Source organism: Candidatus Villigracilis affinis, from assembly GCF_016705895.1.
GTDB classification, from domain to species: Bacteria; Chloroflexota; Anaerolineae; order Anaerolineales; family Villigracilaceae; genus Villigracilis; species Villigracilis affinis.
Genome location: NZ_JADJKT010000008.1, coordinates 82,689 through 101,970 on the forward strand (window position 1 = coordinate 82,689; position 19,282 = coordinate 101,970).

At 50.3% G+C, this 19,282-nt stretch carries 22 protein-coding genes and 1 pseudogene; 13 read left to right on the forward strand and 10 right to left on the reverse strand.

The window, feature by feature from the left end; genetic code table 11:
- Window positions 1-64: 64 nt before the first annotated feature.
- From IPI86_RS05855 to IPI86_RS05865, 3 genes are all read right to left on the reverse strand, one after another.
- Complete coding sequence (locus IPI86_RS05855) at window positions 65-418, reverse strand: aldehyde ferredoxin oxidoreductase C-terminal domain-containing protein (protein WP_345297059.1); 354 nt, start codon at window positions 416-418, stop codon at window positions 65-67.
- Window positions 381-1,892 carry an aldehyde ferredoxin oxidoreductase family protein gene (locus tag IPI86_RS05860; protein ID WP_345297060.1) on the reverse strand — a complete coding sequence of 504 codons (1,512 nt, stop codon included), beginning with the start codon at window positions 1,890-1,892 and terminating at the stop codon, window positions 381-383. Before IPI86_RS05860 ends, IPI86_RS05855 begins: the two co-directional genes overlap by 38 nt.
- Window positions 1,893-1,994: 102 nt before the next feature.
- On the reverse strand, window positions 1,995-2,234 hold the full coding sequence (locus tag IPI86_RS05865) for a MoaD/ThiS family protein (protein WP_345297061.1): 240 nt from the start codon (window positions 2,232-2,234) through the stop codon (window positions 1,995-1,997).
- A 74-nt stretch (window positions 2,235-2,308) separates the two neighbouring features.
- On the opposite strand from IPI86_RS05865, the gene IPI86_RS05870 reads away from it, so the two are divergent.
- On the forward strand, window positions 2,309-2,749 hold the full coding sequence (locus IPI86_RS05870) for a PaaI family thioesterase (RefSeq protein ID WP_345297062.1): 441 nt from the start codon (window positions 2,309-2,311) through the stop codon (window positions 2,747-2,749).
- Window positions 2,746-3,444: an aspartate/glutamate racemase family protein gene (locus tag IPI86_RS05875; protein WP_345297063.1), complete on the forward strand. Its 699-nt coding sequence runs from the start codon at window positions 2,746-2,748 to the stop codon at window positions 3,442-3,444. The genes IPI86_RS05870 and IPI86_RS05875 overlap by 4 nt, the downstream gene beginning before the upstream one ends.
- A 466-nt stretch (window positions 3,445-3,910) precedes the next feature.
- On the opposite strand, the gene IPI86_RS05880 is transcribed toward IPI86_RS05875, so the two are convergent.
- From IPI86_RS05880 to IPI86_RS05890, 3 genes are all read right to left on the reverse strand, one after another.
- Window positions 3,911-4,132, reverse strand: coding sequence for a hypothetical protein (locus IPI86_RS05880; RefSeq protein ID WP_345297064.1), 222 nt, complete (start codon window positions 4,130-4,132; stop codon window positions 3,911-3,913).
- Window positions 4,133-4,703: 571 nt separating this feature from the next.
- Entirely contained in the window at window positions 4,704-4,967 is a 264-nt protein-coding gene (locus IPI86_RS05885; RefSeq protein ID WP_345297065.1) for a hypothetical protein, read from the reverse strand.
- Window positions 4,968-5,054: 87 nt separating this feature from the next.
- Window positions 5,055-6,053 (reverse strand): hypothetical protein, encoded by a 999-nt coding sequence (locus IPI86_RS05890; RefSeq protein WP_345297066.1) that lies wholly within the window; start codon window positions 6,051-6,053, stop codon window positions 5,055-5,057.
- A gap of 221 nt (window positions 6,054-6,274) precedes the next feature.
- Here IPI86_RS05890 and htpG point away from each other — a divergent pair, with 221 nt between their 5' ends.
- From htpG to IPI86_RS05905, 3 genes are all read left to right on the forward strand, one after another.
- A complete protein-coding gene (gene htpG / locus IPI86_RS05895; protein ID WP_345297067.1) occupies window positions 6,275-7,294 on the forward strand; it encodes a molecular chaperone HtpG in 1,020 nt (339 codons plus the stop codon).
- Window positions 7,285-8,037 carry a hypothetical protein gene (locus IPI86_RS05900; protein ID WP_345297068.1) on the forward strand — a complete coding sequence of 251 codons (753 nt, stop codon included), beginning with the start codon at window positions 7,285-7,287 and terminating at the stop codon, window positions 8,035-8,037. The genes htpG and IPI86_RS05900 overlap by 10 nt, the downstream gene beginning before the upstream one ends.
- Window positions 8,038-8,117: 80 nt before the next feature.
- Complete coding sequence (locus IPI86_RS05905; RefSeq protein WP_345297069.1) at window positions 8,118-8,741, forward strand: class I SAM-dependent methyltransferase; 624 nt, start codon at window positions 8,118-8,120, stop codon at window positions 8,739-8,741.
- A gap of 160 nt (window positions 8,742-8,901) precedes the next feature.
- On the opposite strand, the gene IPI86_RS05910 is transcribed toward IPI86_RS05905, so the two are convergent.
- Window positions 8,902-9,486, reverse strand: coding sequence for a hypothetical protein (locus tag IPI86_RS05910; protein ID WP_345297070.1), 585 nt, complete (start codon window positions 9,484-9,486; stop codon window positions 8,902-8,904).
- Between the two features lie 504 nt (window positions 9,487-9,990).
- On the opposite strand from IPI86_RS05910, the gene IPI86_RS05915 reads away from it, so the two are divergent.
- From IPI86_RS05915 to IPI86_RS05925, 3 genes are all read left to right on the forward strand, one after another.
- The gene (locus tag IPI86_RS05915; RefSeq protein WP_345297071.1) at window positions 9,991-10,551 is read left to right on the forward strand and encodes a lamin tail domain-containing protein; all 561 of its coding nucleotides are present in this window, start codon (window positions 9,991-9,993) and stop codon (window positions 10,549-10,551) included.
- Between the two features lie 69 nt (window positions 10,552-10,620).
- Window positions 10,621-10,980 (forward strand): zinc ribbon domain-containing protein, encoded by a 360-nt coding sequence (locus IPI86_RS05920; RefSeq protein WP_345297072.1) that lies wholly within the window; start codon window positions 10,621-10,623, stop codon window positions 10,978-10,980.
- Between the two features lie 21 nt (window positions 10,981-11,001).
- Window positions 11,002-11,241 (forward strand): amphi-Trp domain-containing protein, encoded by a 240-nt coding sequence (locus tag IPI86_RS05925; RefSeq protein WP_345297073.1) that lies wholly within the window; start codon window positions 11,002-11,004, stop codon window positions 11,239-11,241.
- A gap of 169 nt (window positions 11,242-11,410) precedes the next feature.
- On the opposite strand, the gene IPI86_RS05930 is transcribed toward IPI86_RS05925, so the two are convergent.
- The 3 genes and pseudogenes from IPI86_RS05930 to IPI86_RS05940 form a co-directional block, all read right to left on the reverse strand.
- Window positions 11,411-11,614 carry an HsmA family protein gene (locus tag IPI86_RS05930; protein WP_345297074.1) on the reverse strand — a complete coding sequence of 68 codons (204 nt, stop codon included), beginning with the start codon at window positions 11,612-11,614 and terminating at the stop codon, window positions 11,411-11,413.
- Window positions 11,615-11,634: 20 nt separating this feature from the next.
- Complete coding sequence (locus IPI86_RS05935) at window positions 11,635-11,781, reverse strand: hypothetical protein (RefSeq protein WP_345297075.1); 147 nt, start codon at window positions 11,779-11,781, stop codon at window positions 11,635-11,637.
- Window positions 11,782-13,435: pseudogene (locus tag IPI86_RS05940) on the reverse strand (methylmalonyl-CoA mutase family protein). It abuts the gene before it with no gap.
- Window positions 13,436-13,692: 257 nt separating this feature from the next.
- Here IPI86_RS05940 and IPI86_RS05945 point away from each other — a divergent pair.
- The 5 genes from IPI86_RS05945 to IPI86_RS05965 are packed head-to-tail and all read left to right on the forward strand — an operon-like array spanning window position 13,693 to window position 19,282.
- Window positions 13,693-14,733: a hypothetical protein gene (locus tag IPI86_RS05945; RefSeq protein ID WP_345297076.1), complete on the forward strand. Its 1,041-nt coding sequence runs from the start codon at window positions 13,693-13,695 to the stop codon at window positions 14,731-14,733.
- A 45-nt stretch (window positions 14,734-14,778) separates the two neighbouring features.
- Window positions 14,779-15,696 carry a diterpene synthase gene (locus IPI86_RS05950; protein ID WP_345297077.1) on the forward strand — a complete coding sequence of 306 codons (918 nt, stop codon included), beginning with the start codon at window positions 14,779-14,781 and terminating at the stop codon, window positions 15,694-15,696.
- 17 nt (window positions 15,697-15,713) lie between these two features.
- Window positions 15,714-17,180 (forward strand): cyclase, encoded by a 1,467-nt coding sequence (locus tag IPI86_RS05955; protein WP_345297078.1) that lies wholly within the window; start codon window positions 15,714-15,716, stop codon window positions 17,178-17,180.
- 29 nt (window positions 17,181-17,209) lie between these two features.
- Window positions 17,210-18,913, forward strand: a complete 1,704-nt coding sequence (locus IPI86_RS05960; RefSeq protein ID WP_345297079.1) for an ATP-binding protein — start codon at window positions 17,210-17,212, stop codon at window positions 18,911-18,913.
- Between the two features lie 3 nt (window positions 18,914-18,916).
- The gene (locus IPI86_RS05965) at window positions 18,917-19,282 is read left to right on the forward strand and encodes a response regulator (RefSeq protein WP_345297080.1); all 366 of its coding nucleotides are present in this window, start codon (window positions 18,917-18,919) and stop codon (window positions 19,280-19,282) included.

Here is a 19,282-nt window from a genome sequence, read left to right on the forward strand (position 1 = left end):
TTGTAATGTAGAGTTTTTTTGATAAAAAAGACCCTAAAGGTTAGAAACCTTTAGGGTCTACGAACTAATTCAATGGCAATCCCAACTCTTCCAATTTCTCTTTGGTGGGAACACCCTTCTCATCCCAGCCGCGGAGTTTGTAAAACTCGGGCAGCATCTTATCGAGTTCCACGACCTTGCCTTTGGCGGGGCCATCAGGAAGCGGCTCGTGCAACATGCGGTGCGGAAGTGTATCTTCCGTAGAGCCTGCTTTCATGAGGAACATGCGCTCAAGGGTATAAACGCGGTCAGCAGCGATCATCACTTCTTCGGGAGTGTATTCTGCGCCTGTGGAGAGGTTCATCATTTCGGTGACGCGCAGGGGCAGGATCATGCGATCTTTAGAGAAGGCGTAACGAATGGCAACAAAGACGCACAAAGCCCGAGCTATCCATCAGTGCGAATGAATTTTCAAAGTGACGGACGAGTTCCGGCTTGCCTTCGGTTGTGAGCGGATTCTCTTTGACAGGCACGCCAAAGACTTCTTCGTATGCCACATCACCTTCCATGTGTGACGCGCCCTTGTTCGATGTTGCATACAGCAAGCCCATGCCCTGCGAGCCGCGCGGATCGTAGCCGGGGAATTCCTGCTTGCGTGTGGTGACTGCAATTTCGGGATGACCATATTTTTCCGCGAGGCGATAACTGCCCTGCGCGAGGTCATTTCCAAAGCCTTCACGATACGCCATCTTCTTGATCATTTCGATCATTGCATCGTGGTCGCCAAACTTCAGCGGCATGCCGATGATCTCTTCAGAGATATATCCCTTCTCATACATTTCCATCGCGGCGGCAATCGTCATGCCGGTGGTGATGGTGTCCATGCCGTATTCATTGCACAGATAATTCGCCTTCACCAGCGCGGCGAGGTTGCTCACACCGCAGCCTGTTCCCAGCGACGAAATCGTCTCGTACTCAGGACCTTCACCTTTGCCTTTGTACGGGCCATCAGGTACTTCGGTGAGGCGTCCACAGGAAAGCGGGCAGCGATAACAAGGGGTATGGCGGATCAAATATTGATTCTTGAGCGCGTCACCATCAATGTTATTCACACCTTCAAAGGTGCCCTGCAGGAAATTACGCGTCGGCAAAATGCCCAGCGTGTTGGTCACTTGCGGCACATACGACGTTCCGTAAATGCGCATGTTCGAGCCCTTCTTCACATCCGCACCCACATTCTTGGATGTGTCCACGCTCAACGCGCGCATTCCTTCCGGGTTGTACAGCGGCGGGTTTTTATTTCCCATCGCCACAACGGCTTTGAGATTCTTTGAACCCATCACCGCGCCAACACCAGAACGAGCCGCTGCGCGATGTTTATCATTCATGATCGCTGCCATCAATGCAAGGTTCTCACCTGCCTGTCCAATACATGCGACTCTCGCTTCTTCGGATGTTTCTGCCTTTAGGATATCCGTGGTCTCATGCACATCCTTCCCCCAAACATGCGCCGCGGACCTAACCTCGATCTGGTCCTCGTTCACAAACAGATACACAGGCTCGGGCGACTTCCCCTCAAAGATGTACATATCGAATCCCGTGCGCTTCATCCACGTTGGGAATTCGCCGCCCGAATTGGAGTGCGCCAGCGCACCCGTCAGCGGAGACTTGGTGACGACCATGTAGCGGTTCCCAGTCGGCGCGGGAGTTGCGGTCAGCGGGCCGGTGGCGAAGATCAGGATGTTCTCAGGGGAGAGCGGATCTGCCATCGGATCCATTTCTTTATACAGATAATGGATCGCCCATCCGCGCCCGCCGAGATAATCGCGCGCGATCTTCGGGTCAACATCTTCGGTGGTGACTTTATGAGTAGTGAGGTTTACACGTAATATTCTGAGGTGCCAGCCGTACATAGGAAACTCCTGTTGAGAAAAGGATGAATGATGAAGGATGAAAAAGGTCAAAAGCCTAAAGTCTTTTCCTTCGTGTACTTTGTGTCCTTCGTGTTTAAATATTTATCCGCCAGCGATCGCAGAAAATGCGGTGACCATATCACCTTCTTTAAGCGGCGTGTTCATATCCACGGTCAGGCCGTTCAATACGATCACGCTCTCATCATTGAGAGGGATGTCAAAGCGGGAGATGGCTTCATAGACCGTCGTCCCATCGGGGACGTCCAATTCCACTACACCATGCTTCGCTTCGGGCGGCAGGGCATCACGGTAATTGGCGATCAGCTTGACATGGATCATCATTCGTGGATTCTAGCACAAAACAGGTTTTTGCCTGAAATACCACCACGGCTTCCCCTTTGTGGTTAAATAGAACCATGAAAAGACAAATTCCCTATCACGGCTGGTGCTTTGTATGCGGAAACGAAAACCCGCACGGCATTGGCATCACCATGTTTGTAGACGACGATGGCATCCTCACTTCCGAATTCACGTTGAATGAAGCGCATCAAGGTCCGCCTGGGCATACCCACGGCGGAGCATCTGCGGCGATATTAGATGAAGTCATGGGGCTGGTGGTTTGGGCAGCGGGACACAAGGTAGTGGCTGCAAACATCAATATCAACTACCGCAAGCCGCTCCCGCTCCATCAGCCGCTGTTCGCTGAGGCACGCATCACCGAGGTCGGCGAGAGAAAAATCGTCAGCACAGGAGAAATCAAATTGGCAGATTCAACTGTCGCCGTGAGTGGAAGCGGGATCTACGTCATCGCACCGCACTTATTTGAGCAAGTCAAATTGAAGCGGGAGGAATCATGAAAACTATCGGATTGATCGGCGGGATGAGCTGGGAATCATCCATCGAGTATTATCGCATTATCAATGAAACGGCGAAGGAAAAACTGGGTGGATTGCATTCTGCAAAAAGCCTGATGGTGACCGTGGATTTCGCTGAGATCGAAAAGCTGCAGCATGAAGATCGCTGGGATGAAGCGGGGCAAATCCTGGTGAAATGCGCGCAAGACCTCGAACGCGGCGGCGCGGGTTTTATTGTGCTCTGCACCAACACCATGCACAAACTCGCCGACCAAATCATTGCCAACGTGAAAATTCCCTTCTTGCATATCGCAGATGCAACCGCAGAAAACATTGTAGCGGCGGGGATAAAAAGAATCGGTCTTCTTGGCACACGTTTTACGATGGAACATGACTTCTACAAAGGCCGCTTGATCGAAAACTTTGGGCTGGATGTTCTCGTGCCAAACGAAGCAGATCGGGAGATCATCCACCGTGTGATCTATGATGAACTGGTGCAGGGGAAGATCGTCGATGCATCGCGTGAAGAATACAAGCGCATCATGCAAACGCTGGTCGCACAAGGGGCACAAGGCATCATCCTCGGCTGCACCGAGATCGAATTGCTCGTCAAACAAAACGATAGCAGCGTGCCGCTCTTCCCCACCACCAAAATCCATGCGATAGCAGCAGTTGAAAGGGCTTTGAAGGAAGAATGAGATATATCTACGCAATCATCCTTTGTATGACGTTAAGCGCGTGTCTGACTCCGCCTGGGCTTGATCCAACACCCACGGCAGGTTCACCCTTTGCCATTTCCCAGGAGGACAATCCATATGCGCCCAAACCTGAAGACCTGGGCAGGCAGCAAGCGGGTGTCATTATCACATCCATCAACCTTTCAGAACGATCTGACCTTTCACCCGTGCGTGTGGACTTGAATATGCTCGGATCCATGCCAAGTGCGTGTCATGAGTTGCGTGTAAAGTTAATCCACCCAATGAGACATATCAAGTCTTCATCGAGATCTACAGCGTCGTGGACCCAGGCTCAAATTGTGAAGATGTTTTCCAGCAATTCGAAGGGAATCTCACGCTCGGTGTGTACACCCCGGGGCGATATACCATCTGGGTTAATGAAGAATACGTGGGTGACATGATCTCGTACTAGGCGGAACACTTTTCATCAGGAATGCGATGATAGCGGGAAAAATTTATCCTTGAAGTCATTGATGGGTTTCTCGAACAGGAAATAGCTCAAGCTCGCAACAAGGATCGTCACCACAAGCGAAAAATAATAAAGGCTGGGCGCACCCGCATCAATGGTGTTGCTAAATTTCAGAATGAACCAAATCACACCCGTGTGATAGACATACAGTCCGTATGAAATCTTGCCCAGATATCGCAAGGTGCAATATCAAGGGTGTTCCAAATCCCATTTTGCGACATTGTAAATAGTGACCATAAAAGATATTCAGCAATGAATATCCCCAGATATTCTATGGTCAACCACAGGAACTCCTGCCCGAGCGTGTTCCCACGGCCTTCGACCAGATATTGAGTCGCAAGTCCGATTGCAGGTACAAGGATCGCAGCCAGGATAAGCTGCAAACGCGGACGGGGTATCTCAAACTGGGAAGCGTACGCCCCAAAGGCAAAGGCATCGATATGCGAAAAAGGCATGGCGTAGAGGCAACATCGGGCATATCGATCAAAAGGGGCGCGAAAGTAGGTGTAAATCAAATAAATAAGGCCGCGCATCAGCGGGCCAAAATGATTGCTCGGTAAAGCTTTTCAATTGTGTCTTGGGCGTTAGAAACAAAATCAACGGCCACAAGATATAAACTGTTCTTCAACAGATAACGACCATAAATGGGTAAAAAACGGGAATGTTCAAAGGCAATAGTCGTATGAAAAAGTCGTAGATATAAAAACCGAAGGCCAGAACTGTGTCCAAAACTTTCCGCCAAACTCGTTGATCAGCGGCTGAAACCCATGTTGGGAGCCATGAAATTGACCCCAAACAAAAGGAAAAGATAGAAATAATATAACGGAAAAATGCGCAGGAAACGTCTGCCATAAAACTTGGTGAAATATTCGCGCTTGCCAAGGGAATTCTTCATTCTCAACAGGATGCCCGTGATGAGAAAACCCGAAAGTACAAAAAATAACTGCAATCCCACCCAGCCAAACTCAGAATATCCGTATGAGGCCAAGAACCAAAGAAAGGCAATTGCCCGCATGCCATCAAGTCCAGAAATCATGAGGGCGATTATACGTGTCGAAATTACAGCGTCAAGGATGTCTTTTTGCTCGAGGAAAGTGCCGCTTTACGGCCCCCACCGCGGCTGGTAATCGCAGTACTCGTTATCGGTCAGGCGGCGCAAGTCAGTGCCGTCGACTCGTACGATGTAGATCTCACAACCGTGTACCTCGTATCTGTCAAAGTAGGCGGTAAACGCCACCCATTGACCGTCTGGCGAAAAGGATGGGCCTTGAGAATTTCCACCTGCAGGAGAAATCTGGCGCAGCGCGGAGCCATCGGGGTTCATGGCAAAAAGTTCTCGCTCCCACGGTTTTCCCGAATACGTGACAACCAAATCCATGGGCGACCAGTCGCTGCGACCGCGCAAGGCTGGCAAATTGCTGACCTGACGCAGCCCCGTTCCATCCACATTGATGACAAAAAGCTGACTCAGACCTTCCGCGTAGGATGCGAATAAAACCTGCGCCCCATTCGGCGACCAGGTCGGGTCCCACGCGCTGACATCGGACACCTGTCGTGGATTGCTGCCATCGCGATCCATCAGCCAGGTCGTGGGATGCTCGGGATCATCGAAGAAACGTGTGAAGATGATCGATTTTCCATCAGGCGATATTTCAGGCGCGTTCAGGTCACCGAGGGAATAGGTCAGCACTTTGATCTCGTCTGTCGCAAGCACCAGCTCATAGATCTCGTAGTGTTTACTTTGCTCGTTAAGCGCGGAATACATCACGCTTCCCCCATCCGGTGAGATGGACGGGTAAAAGTGGCGCATGGAATCTTCAGGGGTTAATCGGCGGTAGCCTGTACCATCCGCATTCACGATGCAGATCTGTTCACGGTTGATCTCTTTGAACACCTGGCAGGTGAAGGCAATCTTCCCAGTCGGCTCGCCCGTCGGGGCGATGGCAGGCAGCGTTGAATTAACGGGAATGGTCGGCATGGGCGTACTGGCTTGCATCGTCTGGAACAGGTCAGGGGCTGGAGTGGGAGTCGTCACAGGCAAATTACATGCCATTATCGAAATCAACAGTACAATACACACAGGCAGGAGTTTTTTCATCATTCATCTCTCTTGTTATAAAGACGTACCGCGCTTCGCCATTGACGTTTTTCTAACAAAACTCTTACCGTCACATTCACATGGGCGATATAAAATTTGGAAACAATTTACCCAGGAGGCAACCATGACAAATGAAACACCTCAACAATTTACATTCAAAGCCGAGACAAAACAACTACTGAACATCCTCATTCACTCGTTGTACAAAGATCGCGAGGTCTTTTTTGCGCGAACTACTCTCGAATGCGTCCGATGCACTTAACCGTCTGCGCTTCGAAATGGTCACCAATCACAATGTGCTGGATTCAAACGCCGAATTGCATGTCCGCATCAAAGTGGATAAGGACGCGCACATGCTCACGATTCAGGATACAGGCATCGGCATGACCAGGGACGAAATGATCGAGAACCTTGGAACCATCGCCCAATCTGGCGCGCGCAAATTCCTGGATGCCACCAAAGATCAAAAGGTTGATTTCGCGCAAGTCATCGGTCAATTTGGGGTTGGGTTTTATTCCGTGTTCATGGTGGCCGATTGGGTGCGGGTCACATCAAGATCGTTTAATCCAGAAGCTGAAGCGGTGAGTTGGTATGCCACGGGTGAGGACAACTATCAGATCAGCGGATCAGACATGAGCGAGAGAGGAACGAAGATCGAGATCAAGCTCAAGGAGGATGCCTCTGAATTCGCCGAGGAATTCCGTCTGAAGAACATCATCCATAAACATTCGGATTATATCGGCTTCCCCATTTATATGGGCGAGAGCAGCGAAGCGGTCAATAAACAAACCTCGCTCTGGCGCACTTCGCGGCAGGAGATCAAAGAGGAGCAATACAAAGAGTTCTACCGTCAGACCACTCTCGATTTTGAAGATGCGCTGCTGCACACACACATGGTCACCGATGCGCCCGTGCAACTGTATGCGCTTTTGTTCATCCCCGCAAAAGCCGAGCGTGGAATTTTTGCGTTACGAAAAGAAGACGGCCTGAAATTGTATTCGCGCAATATTTTGATCGACGACTACAACAAGGATCTGCTGCCCGAATATCTGCGCTTCGTGCAAGGCGTGGTGGACTCGGAGGACTTGCCGCTCAATGTCTCCCGTGAAACTGTTCAGTCAAGTGGGCTGATGCCGAAGCTGAAAAAGGTTCTAACAAACCAGGTCATGCGCGAATTGGAACTGCTTGCAAAAACAACGCCGAAAAATATCAGACGTTCTGGCAGGAATTTGGCGTGTATCTGAAACAGGGTATCGCCGCCAACCCCGCAGACGCCGAAACCATTAATTCGCTTCTGCGTTTCAAGACCAATCTGAACCCTGAAGCATGGTCCTCGCTCGAAGAATATGTTTCGCGCATGAAAGATGGGCAGAAGGAAATTTTCTACATCGTCGGCGAAGATCCCAAATCTGTGCTGCGCAGTCCGCATTTGGATTACTTCCATTCGCAAGGCACTGAAGTTCTTTTGCTCACCGACCCAATGGATTCTTTCATGCTCATGGGCTTGCGTAAGTACAAGGATTTTGATCTGAAGAATGTGGCACAAGCCGAAGTGGATACAACCCAAAAGCCGAAAGACGAAGCCGAGGCAGAAAAGATCCCCGACGCAGATTTCAACTCATTGATCGAACGCTTCAAGCAGGTGCTCGGCGAACGCGTGACCGATGTGCGTGCCAGCACCCGTTTATATCAATCGGTTGCGCGCCTGGCCGATGCAGACAGCAGCACGAACGCAGATATGCAGCGCGTTTACAAATATCTCGGCAAGGAATATGAGATCCCGAAAAAGGTGCTGGAATTAAATCCATCGCATAACATCCTCAAAAGCCTTCTCAAACAAGAAGCAGGCTCTGAATTGCAAAACATCATCATCGAGCAGATCTACGATAGCGCCCTGCTCGTGGAAGGGCTGCATCCAGACCCATCCAGTATCGCCGCTCGCGTGCAGCAGATCATGGAAGCGGCGTTAACCAAAAGCTCAAACTAGAAAAACAGACCAACAAAAAATTAACAACGAAGTCGTTCGCCATGTGGTGAACGACTTCGTAAATTTAGAGGAATAAGAAAATGGGCATTCAAGATGCATACAACGAATGGTCGGGAATTTACGATACGAATACAAACCTGACCCGCGACCTTGATTCAACACTCACCCGCAATCTGCTCGCGGACCAACAATTTGATCACATCCTTGAGCTTGGATGCGGAACTGGCAAGAACACCCAGTTCTTCGTCCAGATCGGCAGAAACGTTCACGCATTGGATTTTTCCCAGGGCATGATCGAGAAAGCCAAAGAAAAGGTACGGGCCGACAATGTCCGTTTTTCGATGGCGGATCTGACAAAGCAATGGCCCTGCGAAGATAAGGCTTACGATCTGATCTCCTGCAATCTGGTTTTGGAGCATATCCCCGATCTTGCCCACATATTCTCTGAAGCCGCACGTGTTCTACGCTCTGGCGGAAAATTCCTCATCAACGAACTGCATCCCTTCAAGCAGTATCAGGGTACCAAGGCCAGATTCGAGCGCGGTGATGAAACCATCGAGGTGGATGTATTCGTGCATCACATCTCAGAATTTATCAACACTGCCCTGAAAAACAACTTCAAACTTATCCACTTCAACGAATACTGGCATGCGGAAGACAGCCACAAACCGCCAAGGCTTGTATCGTTCATCTTTGAGAAATAGAAATTAAACGCCTTATCGAAATAGTTCGGGTTACAAACAAAAACTGACAGCCGCCCTGGAGCGGCTGTCAGTTGGTTTAATGTTGGAGGGATTACGGACTTAATTTACTTCAACAATATAATCACTAAATTCGTCTCCTTACCATCTGCCCGCAGAACGGTCACCTAATCTTCCGAACCAATAGTGTGTCAATGATCAACCCCATGGACAAGCCAATAAAAGTAAAAAAGACCTTATAGGCGAGGACCCTGTCTGGAAAATCCCAGGGTTTTTGCCAGATCCATAATCGATCGTCATCCGTCAGGGCGAGTGCGACCCTCCAGGAATTCTCAATTGTAGTTACCGAGTCTTTCTGTGAAGCTTTCGCAAATGTCGTGGAAGAAATGCAGGTCTTGATCGGATGTGACAAGGGGTAGGCAAAATAATCGTTCGCGCATGTGTTATCGCTAATTACATATTCATCGCTCGGCGCCACGTCAGGAACGGTATCCACTTTTTCCCAGCAGGTTTCGGCTCCCACACATGGGTACAAAACATGGTAGATGTCATCATCTACTGTCGCCACCCAAAACTCGTTGCCATACGGCTGTAAATTCAGTATCTTTTCAACAGGAAAGGGGAAATAATCGATTTGCTTCCAAAATGTGTTTCCACCCGCGAACCAGAGACTGGTCAACAGGAAGCCTAATAATGGGCCAAGAGCGATGCAGCTTAAGAATATTTTTAGTCTTTTTGAAGATTCCATAAGGCGGGTATTTTATCCTAAAACCAAACTGCCATCAGGTTTATCAAGTATCAAAGGTGACTAATGCTCATCATTCAAAGCAAATTCAATCGCCCGAATGACCCCATTGATATCATTCTCCACCTGATTATTCCAAAAGCGGACTACTTTATACCCCAGTGACTCAAAATACTTGCTTCGCTCGGCATCATACGCGAGGTTGCTCCAAATGCTGGCTTCCGTTCCCATTTGGGGAAGAGTGCAAAGGCGGAGGGGCTCCTCCCGCCATTCCTGCCGCAGATGCAGACCACACGAGTATTATGCATGATGAGAAAATGTAAAAGTTGTGATGAAATCTAATTCAAACAAACAGTCTTGAAGCACAATAGCCGCGCACAAATTCTTAACGTACTCTAATCGAATGGCGCTAGTTTATGCTTTAGAATGTAATTACTCCGATGGGGAGTAGCGCCCGACTTTTTCGGGAAGAACAGCCGTCAAGACGGAAAGAGATTTCCCGGCTGTTTGAAAGAAAACGCAAGACCATCGCCTTCCTGGCGGTGGTCTTTTTTTATTTTTAAAGGAGAAAAAATGCCAGAACGAACTTCACAAGTTGTCCGTATGGGTCAGTTGAAAGGCGCGAAAATAAAAATCAAAGAAGTTAAAAATGACGGCTTGCACGAATACGTCAGCATCGTCAATCGTGGAACTGTTACTCAACCCATGTCTGGTTGGGTGCTTGCCAGCCTGCGTGGGCATGCGTTTTATCCATTTACAGGCGATTTAATGCTGGAGCCTGGCATGATCGTAAAAGTTCAGAGCGGGCAGTTGGAATCAAAAGCAACACAAGAAGAGTGGGGCGCCTTGAAAAAATTATTGTGGACGATTGGTCAGGTTTGGAACAACCATGGCGATACAGCAATTTTGTTTGACGCAAATGGTCTGGAAATTGACCGACTTTCCTATCCGCACGAGCGTGCAATGGGAAGCAGTGCCAACCGCCGAAAAGTTTTGGTGGGCAGCGATGACGGTTTTAAAATTGTCAACGATTCGCCTCCCAAATCCAAAAAGGTAACGCGGAAATAAAACAGCGCGTGGACAGAATCATTCAAGCAGGTTGTTGTAACTTTCAATAAGAACAGGAGATTACTCAAAATGGACTTTCTAGAAGAGTTGTTTGAAATTGGCAAGCGCAAATATCAAAAAAGCGGCGGAGTCTTTCATGACAAAGACCTTAAAGATGACGATCACGATGACGACGATGATGACAAGCGCCGTCAATACCCAACCAGGTCGTATCCCCAGGGACCTGCATACCGTCCGCAGGTGACTGCAAACCCTGTGGTGTTTTTATCCAGTATTGTTTGCCGCAGGTGTTCCACGCAGACTGTTCAAGGCGCAAAGTTTTGTCACAGCTGCGGAACAACCATCCAGCAGATATTGACTTGTGACAGTTGCGGTTCGAAATTGCCCCTCAATGAATCGCTCTGCACCCAATGTGGATATGGAAATTAGTTACTAAAAAGGAGTTTACAAATGGCAGCACAAAAGAAAAAACGTAAACGTGACATTGAGAAGAATTACCCCGTAAAGCAGTTTGTCAAAAAACTGCGGCGTCTGGCGGACTGTATCGAGCAGGGACAGAAGTTTCAAATCCAAGTAGCAGGCGAGCGGATTTCCATCCCCGCTGCTGCCATCATCAACATCGAACATGAGCGCAGCGCTTCTTCGGAAGAGATCGAGTTCCAGCTTACGTGGCCGCTTGAAAAGAAGTAGCGTTCCTCCCCCAAATGGGACATGAAAATTTATTATGAAAATTGTATATGTTTCGTTGTCCCATTTGGGGGACGCGTACCCGAGCGAATGCGAGTGGTAGGTGCCCGCTAGGGCGGAGGGGGCTGCCCTCCCGCCATTCCTGCCGCGGACAAACATCGATTATGCAATACTACTTCGCTGCTTCCAGCATTTGAAAGACCATCGGGCTAAAATAAGGAATTAACCAGATCAGCCAGACAAAGATGCTAAACTTGTGAAAACTTACGATCATTTTTTCATCTTTCTTGATGAGTACGAAAGTCGCCCAGACTGCATGGACAAGCATTAGGATAATGGCACGCAGGCCTGCAAATCCGTGAATGTCGTAGCTCATTCCACCCACATAGTCTCACATCATGCCATTCCCCACGTATCACACACCAGTCCAAGCCAAAAGAAAACGGTATGCCAGACTTTTGAGCCTGAATTGCGTTCACTCCAGACTCCGATGGAGTAAAAAAGCAGGGCTAAATTAATAACGATCACGGCGGTGGGATTCATCTAAAACCCTTCCGCCACGTACTCGCCCCACACGCCTCTCAGCGTATTGCAGATCTCGCCGAGCGTGATGTCATTCTCCACGCACTCAATGAACAACGGCATCAAATTCTCTGTGCCTTTGGCCGCGTCCTACCAACTTCCCTAGTAACTGCTCCACTACTCTCTGATCTCTATTCTCTCTCAACTTCTTCAACTTCTCGCGCTGTCCCAACTCAATCGACGGGTCAACCTGCAAACGTTCCAACGTGAGAACTTCGTCCACGTTGAATTGATTGACGCCCACCACGATCTGCTCTTTGCGTTCGATCTCCTGCTGCGCGGCATAGGCGGCGTTTTGAATTTCGTTTTGCATAAATCCGCGTTCAATGGATTGCAGCGCGCCGCCCATCTCGTCGATCTTGGCGATGTAATCGAGCGCGCCTTTTTCGATCTCGTCGGTCAGGTGTTCGATCAGATACGAACCCGCCAGCGGATCGATCGAGTCCGCGACGCCTGATTCGTAGGCGATGATCTGCTGGGTCCGCAGCGCCACGCGGACAGATTTCTCAGTGGGGAGCCAGAGGGCTTCGTCCATTGAATTGGTATGCAAACTTTGCGTCCCGCCGAGGACGGCGGAAAGCGCTTGCAGCGTCACACGCACCACATTATTTTCAGGCTGCTGCGCGGTGAGCGTGGAGCCTGCGGTCTGTGTGTGGAAACGCAATTGCCAACTGGATGGCTTCTTTGCCTTGAAGCGTTCGCGCATGATCCGTGCCCACATGCGGCGCGCGGCGCGGAACTTGGCGACTTCTTCGAGCAGGTTGTTGTGCGCGTTGAAGAAGAACGAAAGCTGACCCGCGAAGGCGTCCACGTCCAAGCCAGCTTTGAGCGCGGCTTCCACATAGGCAATGCCATCCGCCAGCGTGAACGCCACTTCCTGCACGGCGGTGGAGCCAGCCTCGCGGATGTGATAGCCCGAGATCGAGATCGTGTTCCAATACGGAACTTCTTTTGCGCAGAATGAAAAGATATCGGTGATGAGCCGCATCGAAGGCGCAGGCGGGAAGATATACGTCCCACGCGCCACGTACTCTTTGAGAATATCATTCTGGATCGTGCCGCGCAGTTGGCGCATGTCCGCGCCCTGGCGCTTCGCCACCGCAATATACATCGCCAGCAAAACGCCCGCGGGCGCGTTGATGGTCATCGAAGTCGAAACTTTATCGAGCGGGATCTGATCGTACAACTGCATCATGTCGTGGATGGAAGAAATGGACACGCCCACCTTCCCGACCTCTCCCTGCGCGATCGGATCATCCGCATCATACCCAATTTGAGTTGGGAGGTCGAAAGCGACACTCAGCCCCGTTTGACCTTGTGCCAGCAAATAGCGATAACGCTTATTGGATTCCTCCGCCGTCGAGAAGCCCGCATACTGACGCATCGTCCAAAAGCGCGAACGATACATCGTCGGCTGGACTCCGCGGGTGTAGGGATATTCTCCGGGGAAGCCTAATTTCTCTTCGTAAGCAGAATCAGCTTCGGGCGGAAGCGAGAGGCGCGGCACTTCAAGTCCCGATGAATATTCGAAGCGCTCTTTCCGCTCCTTGAACTTTTCCAAAGACTTCTTGAGCGTGTTTTCTTTCCATTTGTTGTATTGTTCGTTGAGGGTCATATTAAATTCCTTTTTTGAACCGCAAAAAAACGCCAGGAAAATATTTCATCTTTGCGTTCTTCGCGGTAATTTTTTCCTTCTCCAAGTATAAATCCAACCCAAAATAACTTGTAGGACAAGTGACACGCTGGCGAGTGCAAAACTTCCCGATTTCATCGCCGCATTGGCGGGAATATTTTCACAACTTTACATATTTGTTAGCGCAGATTTCGCATGCAAAATGACGAAGTTATCTAAACAGGCAGTAAAATTGCAGAGTGACCAGCATCACACCGAACCTTACCATTCAGACAGCGCAAAGTATCAACGAGATAAGTGAACAGATATGGGATAACCTTTCAGCGGGGCGGCCGTTTCAAAGTCACCGCTGGTATCGGTTCGGCGAACGCATCATGAACGATTGCCGACCGACCTACCTGCTGGCTTATCATAAGGATGAATTGGTCGGCCGCGCCGCATTGTGGAGGATAAGCAGTGAACCGCTTCCTCTCGCCCCCGGAATTGGCCGCACCATCACCGAGTCGACTCTGCGCCGACGCCCCTTGCTCATCTGCCGCTCACCCCTCTCCAACGCCAGTGGATTGATCCTGCCCAATGGCCCCCTGCATGACGAAACGCTCAACGCGCTCAGCGAAGCCGCGTTGAATATCAACAGGCAAAGTCATTATCTTGCGCTGGTGTTCGATTTTCTTGACCAAGAGGAAAGCGCGAACTGGCAGGGTGAATTTACGCCCGTTCAACTCTCCGACCCGGGCACGATCATGCAAAACCGCTGGGACAGCCTCGAAGCCTATCTGGAAGACGGTGATAAAAAAGACCGCCAGCATTACAAGCGCACATTGCGCGAAGCGGAAAAACTTGGCATCACGATCGAGAAACATTCCAAAGTCACAGATGTGAACGCCGCGCTCAAACTCATCCATAACGTGGAACGGCACTACAAAAATTCGCCCAACCCGTGGATGAAAAACCTGCTCGAAAATCTTGAAATGGCGCAAGGCACCTGGCTCGAAGCCAGACAGAACGGAATATTGGTCGGCTGCGGCGCGCTGTTTGAAGATAACCAGACCCAACTGACCACTGCGCTGGGGCTGGCAGATCACATCCCCTACGTGTATCTGATGCTGACCTACGCAAGCCTGGAAGACGCCTTCCAAAAACATGTCGCCGCCATGCGCTGGGGAAGCGGCGCGTACGATGTAAAGAAAAGTTTGGGTTTCAAACTGGAGGAGAATAATTACATCGTCGTATCCAGTACAAGTCTTATCATTCGCACATTGATCAGGTCATTGAGATAATCTCCAGCTGTTGAAACCAAAAGCAGATGGAAAATACGAGAAAACATGAATCCAAACATCCCATCCCTCGAAGAATTCCTGAACCTCCCCGCCGAAGAAGTGGCAAAAGCCGTGCGCGCCAAAGGCCCGAAGTCCATTGTGTTCCCATTCAATGGCACGCGCCGCTGGTTCCTGCTCGAGCACGGGCGCAGCGACCATGAAAACCCCGCACAAGCCTATGTGGATATCACCGCGCAGGCCTATATCGCAACCTATAAACTGGTCTTCGATTACGGCCTCGACACGATCATCGCCCCCGTTTTTGGCGGAGAGATATTCAACCGCGGCGAAGAATACATGCGCGAGATCGGCACAGGCATGACCCTGCTGGCTGAGCACCCCGCCTTCCACGAATTTTATGAAGAGTACGATATCCGAGTCCATTTTTATGGCGAATATCGCAAACAATTCGAGCCGACTCCCTATGCCTATGTCAGCGGGATCTTTGACAAAGCGACTCAACAGACCGCGCATCACAAACAGCGCAGGTTGTTCTACGGCGTCTGCGCTGAAGATGCTACTTCAAGCATTGCAGAGCTTTCGGTGAGATTCTTTCAAAAGACAGGCAGGATCCCGACACGGGAGGAAATGATCGAAACCTATTACGGCGAATATATCGAAAAGGCCGATATCTTCATCGGCTTCGAAAAGTTCAACGTGTTCGATTATCCCATGCTGGGCTGGGGCGAGGAAAGTTTATATTTCACCGCATCTCCATCCCTTTATATGAATGAACGCCAGCTGCGAAACATCCTGTACGATTATCTTTATCTGCGTCCCGTGCAGGACCCCGACTATTTCACCATGCCGCAAAAAGATTTCGAAGCGATGCGCAAGTTCTACGAAGTCAACCGCGAGGCAACCTACGGGGTCGGTGAGATGCGCGGCGGAATCTGGTATGCAAATACAGAGATCAGGAAATAACTTAACGGAGTCCAACGATGCGCACAATGATTGAATTGCTCAGAGATATGTCTTTGGGGACGATGTCGAACACCGCCTACGATACAGCCTGGGTTGCGCGGCTCGGCGATATTGACCACGACATGAGCTCCCACGCCCTGGAATGGATCGGCGAAAATCAATTACACGATGGAAGCTGGGGAGCAAGAAATGTCTACTACTATCACGACAGGGTCGTCTCCACACTTTCGGCGATGATCGCCCTTACACACCAAGGCAGGCGTGCGCGCGATAAAAAGCAGATCGAAAACGGGCTGCTGGCGCTGGAGCAAATCACCGACAATGCCACGCAAGGGCTTTCTTCCGCACCCAGCGGACCCACCGTCGGATTTGAATTGATCGCTCCAACCCTCGTTGCTGAAGCCGAAAAACTGGGAATCATCAAACAACAGGGGGATCGCATTCTGGGCCGCCTGAAAAAATTACGGGAGATCAAAATGGCCAAGCTGGCGGGATTAAAGATCAACCGTCACATCACCGCGGTTTTTTCTGCCGAAATGGCCGGCACTGATTCGACCAACCTGCTCGATATCGACCACTTGCAGGAGCCGAACGGCTCCGTGGGCTGCAGCCCATCCTCCACCGCCTACTTTGCGCGTTATCTCAAGCCGGGTGATGAAAAAGCGCTCAACTACCTCAAGAGCATTTCGAAAGATGGCGGCGTGCCGAATTTCGCCCCGTTCGATATTTTCGAACGCTGCTGGGTCTTGTGGAATCTCTCGCTTTTGGACAATTTCAAACCCGAGGAAACAGCCCTGATCGAATCGCACATGGATTACCTTTCGCAGCGCTGGGTGCCTAAAACGGGAATTGGTTTTGCCTCCGACTGCGCCATGTATGACAGCGACGATACGAGCGTTACACAGCGGGTGCTGCTGCGCTTCGGCCGTGAAGCGGATATCGAATCGATCCTCAGCTACGAAGAGGAAAAATATTTCCGCTGTGTACAGCATGAAGCCAGCCCGTCTGTTGGCGTGAATATTCACATCCTTGGCGCGCTCAAACTTGCAGGCTTCGACCGTGACCACCCCAGCATCCAGAAGATCCTCAACTTCCTGCGCGAAACCCGCAACGAAGGCGGCTACTGGTTCGATAAATGGCATGTTTCGCCATACTACATTACATCGCACGTGGTCATCGAATGTCTCGAATACGATCTTCAACTCTGCCAAGGCGCCATTGACTGGATCCTGAAGAATCAAAGTGCAAATGGCGCATGGGGCTACTTCGGCTTTCCTACTGCTGAGGAAACCGCCTTTTGCTTGCAGGCGCTCAAGATCTGGCGCAGGAACGGAAACCCTGTCCCCGAGGGGCGCATTGAAATGGCATCCATGTGGCTTTCGGAGAATGCCAAACCGCCCTATCCATGGATGTGGATTGCAAAGACGTTATATTATCCAGAGTTGATCATCCAGTCCAGTATCATGACTGCATTGGCATTGTAGATCAAGCCATTTTTAGAAAAGGCATGAAAATGATCGATAGATTAATTTCCATTTCAACGACAGACCCCGATGATGCCCGCAGAAAAAAGCTGTTGAATATTCTGCTGCTCGGGTTGGGAGTCATTACCTTCATTCTGATCGTTGTCATGATCTTTTCGATCCTGGGCCAAAGCGCACAAGAAGGCGCATATTTGGTGGTTTACGGGGGCATCGCATTACTGTTGGGCATGGCTGTTATATTTTTCCTGAACAGAATCCTGCCCGGAAGGATTGCCGCGACATTATTTCTGACCCTGATCACTGGCATCATGATCTTTAGTGACAGTGCACATGACGTATCCAATGGGCGCAGTCTCTTCATTTTCACCATCCCCATCATCATGGCAAGTGTACTGCTGACACCAGCTTCCAGTTTTATCTTTGGGATCGTAAGCAGCGCAATCATCTCAGTCCTTGCCATATCGATAAAAGAAGAACCGAACTCCCCCGCCATTGCAGGCTATTTTCTGGTCGCATTGATCGCCTGGCTTTCATCGCGAAATCTCGAACAAGCCCTTCTGGAATTGCGTTCCATCAATCTCAATCTCGATAAAGTGGTTGAAGAAAAGACCAAAGAACTTGCCACGACCCTTTCGCGTGAACTCATTCTGGCTGGACGCAACCGCGCCATTCTCGATTCAATCGCAGACGGTGTGATCGTGTTCGATGAATTCAATACAGCGATCCTGGCAAATCCCGCCCTCGGAAAACTGGCCGATGTCCCTGCACAGGGGATCATCAACCGAACGATTACTGACTTCATTCAAAGCGACCTGCTTTCGCCAGCCACCCGCGGAACCTTGCTGGGCATGCTCGAAAATCCGCAGGCCGCCGGGAGCGGCATCCGCATTGACTGGGGCAACAAGACCCTTTCCACAAGTTTTGCCCAGGTGCGCGATACCGAAGGCAAAGGCATTGGTACAGTGGCTGTGTTCCGGGATGTCACCCATGAAGTGGAACTCGAGAAGATGAAAAACACCTTCATCGGTATTGTTTCACACGAATTACGTACGCCATTGAATGCCATCCTGGGATACGCCGAAATATTGAAGGAAGGCGTCTACGGCTCTGTGACGGAGAAGCAAAAGAACATCTCCGAGCGCATCATGGCCAATTCCAGCCGCCTGCTTCACATCGTCAGCGACCTGTTGGATGAGGTCCAGATCGAAGCGGGTAAACTGAAAATACAAATGGTTTCCTGCAATCCCGTGGATCTGCTGGATAACCTTCGCAGCGTGATGGACAAGATCACGGCAGACAAGGGTCTCGAATTCATCACTGAAATCGATCCATCCTTACCGCCTGTTCTCATGGGCGATCCACAGCGCCTGCAACAGATCATGGTCAATCTTTCGAACAATGCGGTCAAATTCACAGACAAGGGCAGCATCCGTGTCAAGTTATCACGATTGGACGAACAGAACTGGCAGATCCAGACCGTGGATACAGGCGAGGGTATTCCAGAAGAAGCGAAGGATTACATCTTCGAGTCCTTCCGCCAGGTGAAAGCCGCAGCCACCCGTCAGCACGGCGGTGTGGGGCTGGGACTTTCGATCGTCAAACAACTGGTCGAATTAATGAAGGGGAAGATCACCGTCGATAGCAAAGTTGGCGGAGGCAGCATCTTTACCATTACACTGCCTCTGATCATGCCATTGGAAATTGAATCAATCACAGAAACCGAAAAGGAGTAACTCATGAGCGATCATCTTGCATTGATCATTGAAGACGACGAGGACCTGTCCGAAATTTTTGGTCAGGCGTTGACTGCGGCTGGATTTACGATCGAGATCATTCGCGATGGACTTCTCGCTCAGGAACGGCTAAAGGAAATTGTGCCAACTGTCATCACGCTGGATATGCACATCCCGCACATCTCCGGAGACATTCTTCTGACACAGATCCGCGCCGATGATCGGCTTGCCAAAACCCGTGTGGTAGTCACCACCGCCGACGCACAGATGGGTGAAGCCACCCGTGGACATGCCGACCTTGTGCTCATTAAGCCGATCACGTTCTCACAACTGCGCGACTTAACCGCCCGCCTGAAACCGCAAAGCTGA